Raw genomic sequence first — 13,881 nt, 5'->3', positions numbered from 1 at the left:
AGGCTGGGTCTTTCGCGTCCGGAGCCAGTAAGGCGCAATGCGGCGCTACCATGGCTGCCATGAAAAGCGTATTACTGCCTTGTGGCGAAGCCGTGCCGGCACTGGGAATGGGCACGTGGTGCATGGGTGAGGCGCCGGCGCAGCGGGTCGATGAACTGGCCACCCTCAGGCTGGGCCTGGACCTGGGCTGCACGCTGGTGGACACCGCGGAAATGTATGGCGAGGGCAGCGCCGAGGAACTGGTCGGCGAAGCACTGCAAGGGCGGCGTGATGAGGCCTTCATCGTGACCAAGGTGTATCCGCACAATGCCTCTCGGGAGGGTGCGGTGGCCGCCTGCGAGCGCAGCCTGCGCCGGCTGCGCACCGACCGCATTGACCTTTACCTGCTGCATTGGCGTGGCTCCGTGCCTTTGGCGGAAACCCTGCAGGCCTTCATGGCGCTGCAAAAGGCCGGCAAGATCCGGCACTACGGCGTCAGCAATCTCGACATGGCCGACATGAAGGCGTTGTGGTTGCTGCCGGGCGGGCCGGGCGTGCAGACCAACCAGCTGCTTTACAACCTCACACGCCGCGGCATTGAGTGGGACCTGCTGCCCTGGCTGCGCGAACGCAAGGTTCCCGTCATGGCGTATTCGCCCATGGAACAGTCGCGCCTGTTGCGCCATGCCGGGCTGGCTCGTTTTGCCCGGCGCCATCAGATGCAGCCCGGCCAGGCCGCGCTGGCGTGGCTGCTGGCTCAGGACGGCGTCATGGCCATCCCCAAGACAGGCCATGCGACGCGGCTGCGGGAGAATGTGGCGGCTGCCGACATCGAACTCGGCGGTGAGCAGCTCGCCGAGCTGGATGCGATCTTTCGTCCGCCGGCAGGCCCTGCGCCGCTGGAGATGATCTGACGCGGAACGCAGGCAGACTTCCTCCTGGCCTTGCCCCCATCGCCGGACGAGAGGCTGGTCCCCGCGGATCACAGCCCATGGGCGGTCAGCACAGACGGGCCGGCGAATAAAATTGCAGGCTCAACCGACATCAGGCGCCAAGCGTCAGGCGTCAAGTATTACGCATTGGGCCGACGCGCTGCTTGCATGCGCGTTCCGCGCCCGCAGACCCCCAAGGAGAGCCCACCGTGCTTCGCAAGTTTTTTTCTTTCATGGCCCTCGTGCTGGCGCTGTGCGCCGCGCAAGCCCAGCCCTATCCCGCCAAACCCGTGCGCCTGATCGTGCCTTTCCCGCCTGGCGGTGGCACCGACATCCTGTCGCGCCTGGTGGCCAACAAGCTGACCGAAGCGAGCAAATGGACGGTGGTTCCGGACAACCGCGCCGGTGCTGGCGGCACCATTGGCATCGCCGAAGCCGTGCGCGCCGCGCCCACTGGCTATGACATGGTGATGGGGCAAAAAGACAATATGGTGGTGGCGCCCTGGCTCTACAAAAACCTCAGCTACGACCCGACCAAAGACCTGGTGGCGGTGGCGCATGTGGCCTACACGCCGGTGGTGATCGTCACCAGCACCGCGTCGCGCTTCAAGTCGCTGGCAGAGGTGGTGACTGCTGCGCGGGCCGCGCCGGACTCGATCACCTATGGCTCGCCGGGCAACGGCACGACGATTCATCTGGCCGGTGAGATCTTCAAGAATGCCGCCCACATCAACATCCGGCATGTGCCTTACAAGGGCTCCAACCCCGCCTTGATGGATGTGCTCGCCGGCAACGTGGACCTGATGGTGTCTTCGCTGCCTTCGGCGATGGCTCAAATCAAGTCGGGCAAGCTGCGCCCGCTGGCCGTCACGTCGGCCCGCCGCAGCACCTCGCTGCCCGAGGTGCCGACGGTGGCTGAACTGGGCTACAAGGACTTTGACGTCAGCACCTGGTATGGGCTGTTCATGCCGGCTGGCACGCCCAAGGAGATCGTGGCCACGGTCAATGCCGAGGTCAACAAGCTGCTGGCTACGCCTGACATGAAGGCGGCCATCCATGCGCAGGGCGCCGAAGTGCAGAACATGACGCCAGAGCAATTCTCCACCCTGCTGAAGGCCGACTACCAGAAGTGGAAAAGCATCGTGCAGGCGTCCGGCGCCACCATCGAATAAGCAGCGCAAGGCGCAATGCCTTGTGCGCAGGCGGCGCGCCGTGCGCCCGTCCTTGCCCTTTTGTTCTTTACCCTTCCTGCAGGCGGCCCAGGCCCGCCTGCAGAGCCCGACAAATCCCTCGATAGGTGGAAACCCTGACGGCGCTCTTGTTGTCCTGTGACATGATCTAGTCATCTATAGGACTAGATCAATCATGGCGATTCCTTCCCTGACCGTGGTGCCCACCGAACCGGGCCAAAGCCGTTATGCGGCGCTGGCCGCTGCCATGCGTGCGCGGGTGGTGGCGGGCGAATGGCCACCGGGCAGCGCCTTGCCGGCCGAGCAGACCCTCGCCGCCGAACACGGCGTGGCGCTGGGCACCTTGCGCCGTGCCCTGGAGTTGATGGCCGACCAGGGCCTGATTGAGCGCATTCACGGGCGCGGCACCTTCGTGCGGTCAGGCCTGACGGGCGCCACCATGATGCGGTTTTTCCGCTTTGGCGAGGGGACGGGCGAGGTGCCCGCCTCACACATCGTGTCGCGCCAGACGCTGGTCGCACCTGCCGAGGTGGCGCGCCGCCTGGGGTTGGCACGCGGTGACACCGCCTTGCGCCTGCTGCGGGTTCGTTCTTTCGCGGGCCAGCCCGGCGTCTATGAAGAAATCTGGCTGCCACTGGCACTCTTTGCCGAGCTGGCCGATGGCGACACCGGCGCCTGGGGCGATTTGCTCTACCCCCTGTTTGCCGAGCGTTGCGGTGTCCATGTGCACCGCGCGGTGGATGAAATTGCCTTTGGTGCCCTCACGGCGGCGCAGGGCCGGCACCTTGCATTGCCTGCGGGCCACCCGTGCGCGCTGGTCACCCGCAATGCGTATGACCTCGCGGGTCATTGTGTCGAAGTGCGCTTCACGCGGGGCGACGCCCATGCCTTTCACTACACCATCGCGATCACCTGAACCAATGTCCCCTTTGATCATTTCCAGAAACATCGAAAGACCCCACCATGAAGCCGATTCGAGCCCTTGAATCCACCCACTCAGGCCACTTTTCCCGCCGGCAGGTTTTGCAGGCTACGGCGGCGACAGTTGCCGCGCCCTGGACGCTGGCGCGAGCCGCCGGCCAGATTGCGGGCGGCAAAACCATCACGCTGGTGGTGTCCTATGCGGCAGGCGGCGGTGCCGACTTGATGGCGCGCCTGATTGCCCCGAAACTGGCTGAAGCCCTGGGGCAGACTGTGGTGGTCGACAACAAGCCCGGCGCCAGCGGCCAGATTGCGGCGGGACAGGTGGCGCGGGCCATGCCTGACGGTACCCAGTTGCTGTTGGATGCCTCGTCTTTTGCGGTGAATCCGGCGCTCTTTCCCAAACTGCCCTATGACTCGGACAAGGCCTTCACGCCGCTGGCGGTGTTGGCACTGTTTCCCAATGTGCTGGTGTGCACGCCCGGTTTTGAAGCCAAAAACGTGAAGGACCTGATCCGGATGGCCAAGGCCAAACCGGGGCATATTTCGTACGCGTCATCGGGCAATGGGTCGGCCCAGCATTTGGCGGGGGCCCTGTTTGAAGACCGTGCCGGTGTCAGCCTGGTTCATGTGCCCTACCGTGGCGGCGGACCCGCCATGAACGATGTCATGGCAGGCCAGGTACCGCTGTTTTTTGCCAATGTAGCGTCTTCGCTGGGGCAGATTCAGTCGGGCCGCCTGCGTCCGCTGGCGGTGACGAGCCGCCGCCGCACGCGCGCCTTGCCCGACATTCCGACCATGGAAGAGGCCGGTGTGCCCGCATATGAGGTGCTGGAATGGAACCCGGTATTGGCACCCGCCGGAATGGACCTCAACGTCAAAACCACTCTGGTGGCTGCCTTGCGCAAAGCGATGGCAGACCCTGAGGTGCTGGGCCGCATCCGTGCCTTGAGCGGCGAGGTATTTCCTGACGGTCCGGAGGGTTTGGTGCCCGCTTTTCTCAAGGCACAGCAGGCACAGTGGGGGCGGGTGGTGCGCGACCGCAAAATCACGGTAGGTTGACATCAATGCCCGGTGATGTTGTAGACGTGCTTGCAGCGGGCTGGGATAGCCATGTCCATGTGTTTGACGGTGACGCCAGCGTGGCGCCTGGCCACTACAAGCCGGTGCACCGGCCGCTGGCCGACATTGAGGCGCTGGCACAGGGTCATGGCGTTGGCCATCTGGTGCTGGTACAGCCCAGTGTTTATGGCACCGACAACACGGTGCTGCTGAATGCCCTGCGTGCCGGCAAGGGGCGGCATCGCGGTGTCGTGGTGCTGGCGCCATCGGCTGACGATGCGGCGCTTGAAGCCATGCATGCGCTGGGTGTTCGGGGCGTGCGCTTTAACCTGGTCTCTCCGGTGGGAGACAGCCTGAATGGGCTGAACGGCCAGGCCACGTCGAACAGCTTTCAGGCGTTGGCCCCCCGCTTGCATGCACTCGGCTGGCACGTGCAGTGGTACGCCCGCCCGGAGGATTTGTCCGCCATCGCGGCCCTGCATGCCACCAGCCCGGTGCCCGCCGTGCTTGATCACCTGGCGGGCCTGCATGCGGGCCTGCCCTCAGGCCATGCGGCCTGGCAGTCGTTGGCGCAACTGGCGGAGCTGGGCGCCTGGGTCAAGCTGTCGGGCTGGTACCGCCTGCATGCCGCACCGCCTTATGAGGCACTGGATGATTCGATCCGGAAAGTGGCGCAGCTGTTTGAAGGGCGCATGGTCTGGGGCTCGGACTGGCCGCACACGGCTTTCGCACCGGATGCCATGCCGGCTTACGCGAGTATGTGGGAGCCCGTGGCGCGTGCCCTGTCTGCGGCGCAAAAAAGCCATGCATGGGACCGGGCGCCCTCGATGCTGTATGCCTGAGCGGCTCCTGGCGCGGCAACGGGCGTGGAGTGGCTTAAAATCACAGGTTAAGCCATTTTTAACCGGAGTCTTCCATGCCTAAAAAAATCAGAGTCGAAGCCGACATCTGCGCCCCCAAGCCAATCCCTCCCAAGGGCTACACCATCACCTCTGGCCGCGGCCAGAAGATCAGCCTGGAGCGCGGCACGTCCACCCGCAGCAAGAAGAACCCCGGCAAGCGCCCGAAAAAAGGCGGCTAAGCCCTCCCGTTTTCCCCGAGGTCTGGTTAACAGGCTAGCAGCCGGTGCTTCTGCCCAGTGCAGGAGCCCGGCTTTATTTTTTGGGTGCTGCCGGAGTGTGAGTGTGTGTTTGGCCGTGGCAGCACAGCTGACCGATTCCGCTTTGGCGGCTACCAGGAAGGCATCCATCGGCTCCAGCGGCTGGCGTACGCTGGCTGGGACTTCTCTTGAGGGTGGAGGGGGTGTGTTTGCCTGCCAAATGTTGCCTCACAGACCAACTATTCGACCGAACGAAAAAGCTTTTTGGAGCCCGCACCCGTTCACATATTCCGCCGGTACTGCCCGCCGACCTCAAACAGCGCATTGGTGATCTGCCCCAGCGAGCAGACCCGCACAGCCTCCATCAGCACCTCAAACACGTTGTTGTTCTCAATCACCGCTTTCTGCAGGCGTTTGAGCATGGCCGGTGATTCGCTGGCGTGACGCTGCTGGAAGTCTTCCAGCCGTTTGAGCTGGCTCTGCTTTTCCTCGTCGGTCGAGCGCGCCAGTTCCAGCTTGTCCTGCACGGCGTCGCCATGCGGGTTGCGGAAGGTGTTGACGCCGATGATGGGCAGCTCGCCGGTGTGCTTGAGCATCTCGTAGTGCATGGACTCGTCCTGGATGCGGCCGCGCTGGTAGCCGGTTTCCATGGCGCCCAGCACGCCGCCGCGCTCGGCGATGCGCTCGAATTCCAGCAGCACGGCCTCTTCCAGCAGTTCAGTGAGCTCTTCGATGATGAACGCGCCCTGTGAGGGGTTTTCGTTTTTCGCCAGGCCCCATTCGCGGTTGATGATGAGCTGGATGGCCATGGCGCGGCGCACCGACTCTTCGGTCGGCGTGGTGATGGCCTCGTCGAAGGCGTTGGTGTGCAGGCTGTTGCAATTGTCGTAAATCGCGATCAGTGCCTGCAGCGTGGTGCGGATGTCGTTGAACTGGATTTCCTGCGCATGCAGGCTGCGGCCCGAGGTCTGGATGTGGTATTTGAGCTTCTGGCTGCGCTCGTTGGCGCCGTACCGTTCCTTCATCGCCACGGCCCAGATGCGGCGCGCCACGCGGCCCATCACGGTGTACTCCGGGTCCATGCCGTTGCTGAAGAAAAAGCTCAGGTTGGGCGCGAAGTCGTCGATGTGCATGCCGCGCGCCAGGTAGGCTTCGACAAAGGTGAATCCGTTGGACAGCGTGAAGGCCAGCTGCGAAATCGGGTTGGCGCCGGCTTCGGCGATGTGGTAGCCGCTGATGGAGACGCTGTAGAAGTTGCGCACGTTGTGGTGCACGAAGTACTGCGCAATGTCGCCCATCACCTTCAGGCTGAACTCGGTCGAGAAGATGCAGGTGTTCTGGCCCTGGTCTTCCTTCAGGATGTCGGCCTGCACGGTGCCGCGCACATTGGCCAGCACCCATTCGCGAATCTTGGCCGCTTCGGTGTCGGTGGGCTCGCGGCCGTTGTCGGCCTTGAATTTCTCCAGGTTCTGGTCGATGGCGGTGTTCATGAACATCGCCAGGATGGTCGGCGCCGGGCCGTTGATGGTCATGCTCACGGAGGTGCTGGGGCTGCACAGGTCGAAGCCGCCGTAGAGCACCTTCATGTCGTCCAGCGTGGCAATGCTGACGCCGCTGTTGCCGACCTTGCCGTAGATGTCGGGGCGCACGGCGGGGTCGTTGCCGTACAGCGTGACCGAGTCAAAGGCGGTGGACAGGCGCTTGGCGGCCATGCCTTCGCTCAGCAGCTTGAAGCGTGTGTTCGTGCGGAAAGGGTCACCTTCGCCGGCAAACATGCGGGTCGGGTCCTCGCCCTCGCGCTTGAAGGCGAAGGTGCCGGCGGTGTAGGGATAGCTGCCGGGCACGTTGTCGAGCATCAGCCACTGCAGCGTCTCGCCGTGGTCTTCGTACTTGGGCAGGCAGACCTTGCGGATGGGGGTGCCCGAGAGCGATTTGGTGGTGAGCGCGGTGCGGATTTCCTTGTCGCGGATCTTCACCACGTATTCATCGCCGGCATAGGCTTTTTGCATGTCGGGCCATTGGCCGAGCAGGTGGCGGGCGTCGGCGTCCATGCTTGCCTTGCGCTGGCCTGCCAGGTCGAGCGCGGCCTCTGCGGCAGGCGCCCGCTCGGGTTTGTCGAGCTTGAGCATGGTGGCGGCGGCCTGCAGCTGCTGGACTTCGCGCGCCAGCCTGGCCTGCTCGCGCGCCCGTTTCTTGTAGCCGCGCACCGTGTCGCTGATTTCGGCCAGGTAGCGCGTACGGGCGGCGGGCACCACCGGCGTCTGGTTGGTGCTGTGGCGAACCTCCACCACCGGCAGGCCGCCCGGCTCGAGCGCAAGGCCCAGCGCGGCCAGCCGCGGCTTGAGCGCCTGGTACAGCGCGGTGACGCCGTCATCGTTGAAGCGTGCGGCCATGGTGCCAAAGACCGGCATCTGGTCGGCTGGCGTGGTCCAGGCTTCCTTGTTGCGCTGCACCTGCTTGGAGACGTCGCGCAAGGCGTCGAGCGAGCCCTTGCGGTCAAACTTGTTGATGGCCACAAACTCGGCAAAGTCCAGCATGTCGATTTTCTCGAGCTGGCTGGCAGCGCCGAACTCGGGCGTCATCACGTACATGGGCACATCGACATGCGGCACGATGGCAGCGTCGCCCTGGCCAATGCCGGACGTTTCGACGACGATCAGGTCAAAGCCGGCGGCCTTGCAGGCGGCAATCACGTCTGGCAGGGCGGCAGAGATTTCACTGCCGAATTCGCGGGTGGCCAGCGACCGCATGAAGACGCGCGGTCCCTGGCTCCAGGGGTTGATGGCATTCATGCGGATGCGGTCGCCCAGCAGGGCACCGCCGCTCTTGCGGCGCGACGGGTCAATGCTGATGACGGCCACGCGCAGCTGGTCGTTCTGGTCCAGCCGCAAACGGCGAATCAACTCGTCGGTCAGGGATGACTTGCCCGCGCCGCCGGTGCCGGTGATGCCCAGTACCGGTATCTTTTTGGTAGCAGCTTGGGCTCGCAGGGCCTCAACCAGGGCCGGGTCGGCCTTGTCGTTTTCCAGCGCCGTGATGAGCTGCGCCAGCGCCCGCCAGTTCATCTCGCCATGGCCTTCTATGACATGGATGTCCTTGGGGGCAAGGCCGGTCAGGTCCTTGTCGCAGCGCATCACCATCTCGCCAATCATCCCTGCCAGCCCCATTTTCTGGCCATCCTCGGGGCTGTAGATGCGCGCCACGCCATAGGCATGCAGCTCGCGGATTTCGGGCGGAACGATCACGCCGCCGCCGCCGCCAAAGACCTGGATGTGCTGTCCGCCGCGGCTTCTCAGCAAATCGACCATGTACTTGAAATACTCCACATGCCCGCCCTGGTAGGAGCTGATGGCAATACCCTGTACGTCCTCCTGCAGGGCGGCCGTCACCACTTCGTCCACGCTGCGGTTGTGGCCGAGGTGAATGACCTCGGCGCCCATGCCTTGCAGGATGCGCCGCATGATGTTGATGGCAGCATCGTGACCGTCAAACAGCGACGCTGCCGTGACAAAACGCACCTTGTGCGTGGGGCGGTAACTGGCCAGTGCCTTGTATTCTGCGGACAGATCGGTCATGAGTTGTCTCCGGGGTTGGCGCATATCAGGCGCCGGTGATCTTGATTGAGCGTGATTGACGTTTACGTAAACGTCAATCTTACCGTTTCGCGGGATGCCGTCAAGTTTCGCCTTCACGGTGTACCCTGGACACGGGCCATGAAGAAGAAAAAAAGGGCGCTTGCGCGCCCTTGATTCCCGAACGGCCACTGTGGCCGGGTGCTTATCCACCATAAAGGTATTTCGGCAGCCAGAGTGTCAGCCCCGGCCAGATGTACATGAACACCATGCACAGGATCACGATGAGCATGTAAGGCATCATGCCCGCGAATATCTGGTTGATCGTCACATGCGAAGGTGACACCCCTTTCAGATAGAAGGCCGACATGGCCACCGGTGGCGACAGGAAGGCCGCCTGCAGGTTGACGAACACCAGTACACCCCACAGCATCGGGTCGATCTGGAAGTGTTGCAGGAGCGGCAGGAAGATCGGCACAAAAATGACGATGATCTCGGTCCACTCCAGCGGCCAGCCCAGCACGAAGATGATGGCTTGCGACAGCAGCAGGAACTGCATTGGCGACAGGTCCATGGACAGCACCCATGTCTCGACCAGGCGTTGGCCGCCCAGAATCGCAAACACGGCCGAGAACAACGCCGAGCCGACAAACAGCCAGCACACCATGGAGGTGGTCTTGGCGGTCAGGAACACCGCTTCCTTGATCTTCTGGAAAGTCAGCGACTTGGCCTGCCAGGCCATCAGGAAGGCGCCAGCCGCCCCCACCGCCGCCGATTCGGTGGCAGTGGTGATGCCGAACAGGATCACCCCCAGCACCACAAAGGTCAGAATTCCCAGCGGTGCGACCGAATGGATCAGCATGGAGACAATCTCATACTGCTCGGCGTCGAACTGCCAGTAGTAGTAGCCCAGCAATGCCAGCGTGATGACGCAGGTAATCAGGAAGCCGTAGTAAAACTCCTGGGGCACCGGCTCGGTTTTAGGTGCGTTGGTCGCTTCCCCGCTGCCCATGTCCTGCAGGGGTTCATCCTTTTCGACCTTGGCGTCGCGCGGCGCGGAGCCGGGCGGCTCCGCCACGTCGCCAGAGTCAGGAGGTGCCTGCAGGGCACCTTCAGCCGGCGGCTCCTGCACGGCTCCCGTATCCGCCGGTGGCTCCTGCAGACCCCCGGTTGCCTCAGGCACTTTGGGTACTTGTACTTCGGTGCCTGCGACCTTGGCCTTCTGCGCCAGCTGCACAGCCGCGACGGGCGCCGGCTCGTCGCCCTGTTGCGAGTAGATGGTCACATACCACCAGACCGAGCCCAAGGTGACTACAGCCAGAATGACCGGCCCCAAAGCGCGCATCAGGGCGGCCAGCAAGCGCCACCAGTTCAGGTTCACGCCCTCGACGCCTTTGCGTAAAGCCTTGGCGGGCGAGAGCACCGCCGCCAGCAGCGCGGGCAGCATGAAGCGCGAATAGCTGGACGAGATATGCGCGACCCAGGGCGAGATCGGGGCCTTCATCTGCTCCGGCGGCAGCTTGGGCGCAATTCTTGGGTTGATCATGCACCAGCCGATCACATAGATCAGGTACAGAAAGGCCAGAAAAAAGCCTGGAAACATGGCGGCTGCATACAGCTTGACGACCGACTGACCCGCCACGGCCGCATAGACGATGATCATCACCGAAGGCGGGATCAAAATACCCAGCGTGCCCCCGGCGGTGATCACACCCGCGGCCAGCCGCGTGTCATAGCCTGCGTTGAGCATGGGGCGCATGGCGATCACCCCCATCAACACCACCACGGCGCCGACCAGGCCGCTGGCGATACCCCAGAAGGTGCAGATCACCAGCGTGGTCACGGCCAGCGAACCGGGCAGCTTGCGAAACGCGAGTTGAACGCTGTGAAACATTTTGTCCACCAGCGCGCCACGTTCCATGACGTAGCCCATCAGCACGAACAGCGGAATCGACAGTAAAACGTCGTTGTTCATGGCGCCGAAGGCGCGCTGAACCATCAGGTCGAAAATCTTGTTGTCCAGCCAGGGCGTGGCCGGGTCGTAAAAGGCAACGAAGCCAAACATCATGCCCAGGCCCATGAGCGTGAACGCGGTGGGAAAACCCATCATGATCACGACCACGATCAGGCACAGCATGGTTAAACCGAGTGCGGCGTGGCTCATCATCAACCCTTCATTCCTTTGGATTTCTCGATGGCCAGCCGCTTGGCTTCCTCATCGACGTACTCGCTGCTCGCCAGCTGCTGCGCCACCACATCAGACTCCTGGGCATCCTGGAGTCGGGGCGTCCACTCGCCGGTTTTCAGGCAGACCAGGCAGCGGATGATTTCGGAGATACCCTGCATCAGCACCAGGGCGCCCGCCAGGGGAATCATGAATTTGAAGGGGTAAATCGGCAGGGGGTCTGCGTTGAAGGTTTGTTCGTGGATGGCCAGTGAATCCTGAAAGTAGGTCCAGCCGGACCAGGTCAGGGCGGCAATGCCGGGCAGGAAGAACAACACATAAAGTGCCAGATCGATACTGGCCTGGGTACGCGGCTTGAAGCTTCCGTAGAGGAAGTCGCCGCGCACATGGCCGTCCTGGGCTAGGGTGTAGGCGCCGCCCATCATGAACAGGGTGCCGTAAAGCATGTTGCTGGCGTCGAAGACCCAGGCGGTTGGCGCATTGAGCGCATAGCGTTTGAAGACTTCAGTGACCACCAGCAGCATCAGCACCACGATGAGCCAGGCAAAAGCCTTGCCCACCCAGGTGCTGATCTCGTCAGCCGTATGTAGAAGTGTTTGGACTTTCATCATTTTCTTTTTAAAAAAACAAACCAGCCACCCGGCATCCCAGTGTGGCTGGCATGGTCAGATGACCGGCGTGCTGTCAGGCCTTTTTGGCACCTTTGGCGAAAAAGTGGTTGTAAGCCATCTTGAAATCAACCATATAGTCGTTCTGCCACTGGCAGGCACGCTCGGCATAGGCGCGCTGCGACTCAATCACCTTCTTGAACAACGCGTTCTCGCCGCTCTTCTTCTCAACGATCTTGTCCCACGAAGCCAATTGGGCTTTGAGGATGGAGTCGGGCGTCTTGTAGAACTTGATGCCCTGCTTCTTGAGCTCAATATAGTCCTTGGAGTTGCGCTCGATTGCCTTCCAGCTCATGTCCGCGCTGGCGGCCTGCACCGCATAGTCAATGATGGACTTCAGATCTTGCGGCAGCGCGTTGTACTTGCCCTTGTTGAAGAGAATCTCGAACTGCTCGCCGCTCTGGTGAAAGCTTTGCAGCATGCAGTTCTTCACCACATCGGGGAAGCCCAGGAGGCGATCGGAGGTGGCGTTGTTGAACTCGGCGCCATCGATCAGGCCGCGATCCAGCGCCGGCACGATCTCGCTACCGGGCAACGGGTTAACGGCTGCGCCCATGTCGGTGTACATGTCAACCGCCAGGCCTACGGTACGGAACTTGACGCCCTTCATCTGCGAGACGTTGGAGACCGGCTTCTTGAACCAGCCGAAGGGTTGGGTGGGCATGGGGCCGTACAGGTAGGACACCACGTCCATGTTGAGCGACTTGTAGATTTCCTCCAGCAAGGCCTTGCCGCCGCCATAGTTGTGCCAGGCCAGGACCATGTTGGGGTCCATGCCGAAGGCCGGACCGGAGCCCCACAGCGCCAGGGCCGTGTTCTTGCCGTAGTGGTAAGCCACCACGCCGTGACCGCCGTCCAGCGTGCCCTTGTTGACGGCTTCCAGCAGCTGGAATGCAGGCACTACCGCACCGGAGGGGAGCACCTCGATCTTGAGTTTGCCGCTGGCCATGTCGTTGACTTTTTTCGCAAAGTCGTTGGCGAACTCATGAAAGATATCCTTCGCTGGCCAGGTGCTCTGGAAACGCAGCGTGGTGGTGGTTTGCGCGGTCGCCAGCATGGGGGCGGACATGGCACCAGCGCCGGCGGCCATTGCCGCGCCCTTGAGCAGGCTGCGGCGGCGAGGGGTTTTGGGATCGGTCATCGACGTGTCTCCTGTTGTAAAAACATTACCTACCTAAGCATCATTTGCCATTGATTGGCTGCGGGGAAGAGGGTTTTTACCGACAGTAAGCCCGTTGATTGCCTCTGATTAGGTTCAAAGTGCTTTCCGCTCTTACGGAGGGGTCGTCAGCTTTTTGTCAACCTTCAGATTTTTGAGCCCCGGAACGGGTGGCGGGAAGCGCAGGTTCAACTGCTGAAGGCTGTTGCGCACCAGTGTGGCGATCATGAGGTTGCGATGGGTTTTGGAGTCAGCCGGCACCACCGTCCACGGCGCCCACGGCGTGCTGGTGGCGTTCAACAGGTCCTGGTAGGCGCGCTGGTAAAGCTTCCACTGCTTGCGTACCTGCAAATCATCCATGCTGAACTTCCAGTGCTTGGTGGGGTCGTCAATGCGCTCCTGCAGCCGCTGGCCCTGTTCCTCAAAGCTGATGTGCAGCATGAATTTCAGGATCACCGTACCGGTTTCGCTGAGCATGCGTTCAAAGTCGTTGATGTGCTGATAGCGTTGCAATGTCTGCGCCGGCGTGATCCAGCGATTGACGGCCGGCACCAGCACGTCTTCGTAGTGGCTGCGGTTGAACAGCATCATCTCGCCGGCGCCCGGTGCCCTCTGGTGAATGCGCCACAGGTAGTCGTGCGCGCGCTCGTCTTCGGTGGGGGCTTTCCAGGAGGTCGTGTGCACGCCCAGGGGGCTGATGCGCCCGAACACGCCACGCAGCGTACCGTCCTTGCCGGAGGTATCGGTGCCCTGCAGGACCACCAGCAGCTTGTAGCGTTTGTCTGCATAGAACAGGTTCTGCAGTTCGTCGAGCTCCAGGGCCAGGGCTTCGACCGCTGCCTTGTCGCGCTGTTTGTCCCCGCTGGAAAAAGGCTGGGCCGACGGGTCGAAGTCGGCCATGCCACTACCCCTGGCTCTCCTGGCTGGCTTGGCCTTCTTGCCATCCGCTGTCGCGCCTGCCACGGGCGGCTGCCATTGGGCCATGATTTGAGCCAGGGACTTGGGTGTCACGCGGGAGTTGGCACGGGGGTGGGTCGGGGGCATCATGGTCTCCGGTGGTAGCGGTGGTCGTTTGGCGTGAACCTGATTCTGCATCGTGTCCGGCGTTCATGCC

General features: G+C 62.6%; 11 protein-coding genes. 6 read left to right on the top strand and 5 right to left on the bottom strand.

Annotated features, from left to right (window positions below; all coding sequences use genetic code 11):
• The first annotated feature begins 59 nt into the window (after positions 1 to 59).
• From AC1DS5_RS20415 to AC1DS5_RS20390, 6 genes are all read left to right on the top strand, one after another.
• Entirely contained in the window at positions 60 to 893 is an 834-nt protein-coding gene (locus AC1DS5_RS20415; protein ID WP_477720085.1) for an aldo/keto reductase, read from the top strand.
• Positions 894 to 1,144: 251 nt separating this feature from the next.
• Positions 1,145 to 2,083, top strand: a complete 939-nt coding sequence (locus tag AC1DS5_RS20410; protein ID WP_477720163.1) for a Bug family tripartite tricarboxylate transporter substrate binding protein — start codon at positions 1,145 to 1,147, stop codon at positions 2,081 to 2,083.
• 193 nt (positions 2,084 to 2,276) lie between these two features.
• A complete protein-coding gene (locus AC1DS5_RS20405) occupies positions 2,277 to 3,017 on the top strand; it encodes a GntR family transcriptional regulator (protein WP_477720084.1) in 741 nt (246 codons plus the stop codon).
• A gap of 47 nt (positions 3,018 to 3,064) precedes the next feature.
• Positions 3,065 to 4,084, top strand: a complete 1,020-nt coding sequence (locus tag AC1DS5_RS20400; protein WP_477720083.1) for a tripartite tricarboxylate transporter substrate binding protein — start codon at positions 3,065 to 3,067, stop codon at positions 4,082 to 4,084.
• Positions 4,085 to 4,089: 5 nt separating this feature from the next.
• Entirely contained in the window at positions 4,090 to 4,926 is an 837-nt protein-coding gene (locus tag AC1DS5_RS20395; protein WP_477720082.1) for an amidohydrolase family protein, read from the top strand.
• A gap of 74 nt (positions 4,927 to 5,000) precedes the next feature.
• On the top strand, positions 5,001 to 5,165 hold the full coding sequence (locus AC1DS5_RS20390; RefSeq protein WP_477720081.1) for a hypothetical protein: 165 nt from the start codon (positions 5,001 to 5,003) through the stop codon (positions 5,163 to 5,165).
• A gap of 299 nt (positions 5,166 to 5,464) precedes the next feature.
• On the opposite strand, the gene icmF is transcribed toward AC1DS5_RS20390, so the two are convergent.
• The 5 genes from icmF to AC1DS5_RS20365 form a co-directional block, all read right to left on the bottom strand.
• The gene (gene icmF / locus AC1DS5_RS20385; RefSeq protein ID WP_477720080.1) at positions 5,465 to 8,758 is read right to left on the bottom strand and encodes a fused isobutyryl-CoA mutase/GTPase IcmF; all 3,294 of its coding nucleotides are present in this window, start codon (positions 8,756 to 8,758) and stop codon (positions 5,465 to 5,467) included.
• Between the two features lie 202 nt (positions 8,759 to 8,960).
• Positions 8,961 to 10,919 (bottom strand): TRAP transporter large permease, encoded by a 1,959-nt coding sequence (locus AC1DS5_RS20380; RefSeq protein ID WP_477720162.1) that lies wholly within the window; start codon positions 10,917 to 10,919, stop codon positions 8,961 to 8,963.
• A 2-nt stretch (positions 10,920 to 10,921) separates the two neighbouring features.
• Entirely contained in the window at positions 10,922 to 11,548 is a 627-nt protein-coding gene (locus tag AC1DS5_RS20375) for a TRAP transporter small permease subunit (protein ID WP_477720161.1), read from the bottom strand.
• A gap of 76 nt (positions 11,549 to 11,624) precedes the next feature.
• Complete coding sequence (locus AC1DS5_RS20370) at positions 11,625 to 12,749, bottom strand: TRAP transporter substrate-binding protein (RefSeq protein WP_477720079.1); 1,125 nt, start codon at positions 12,747 to 12,749, stop codon at positions 11,625 to 11,627.
• Positions 12,750 to 12,881: 132 nt separating this feature from the next.
• On the bottom strand, positions 12,882 to 13,811 hold the full coding sequence (locus AC1DS5_RS20365; protein WP_477720078.1) for a PPK2 family polyphosphate kinase: 930 nt from the start codon (positions 13,809 to 13,811) through the stop codon (positions 12,882 to 12,884).
• Between the last annotated feature and the right edge of the window lie 70 nt (positions 13,812 to 13,881).

The sequence above is a fragment of the Polaromonas sp. P4_H1 genome (genome assembly GCF_056400945.1).
The sequence above is the reverse complement of the archived record's forward strand: the minus strand, read 5'-3'. Positions and strand labels throughout refer to the sequence as shown.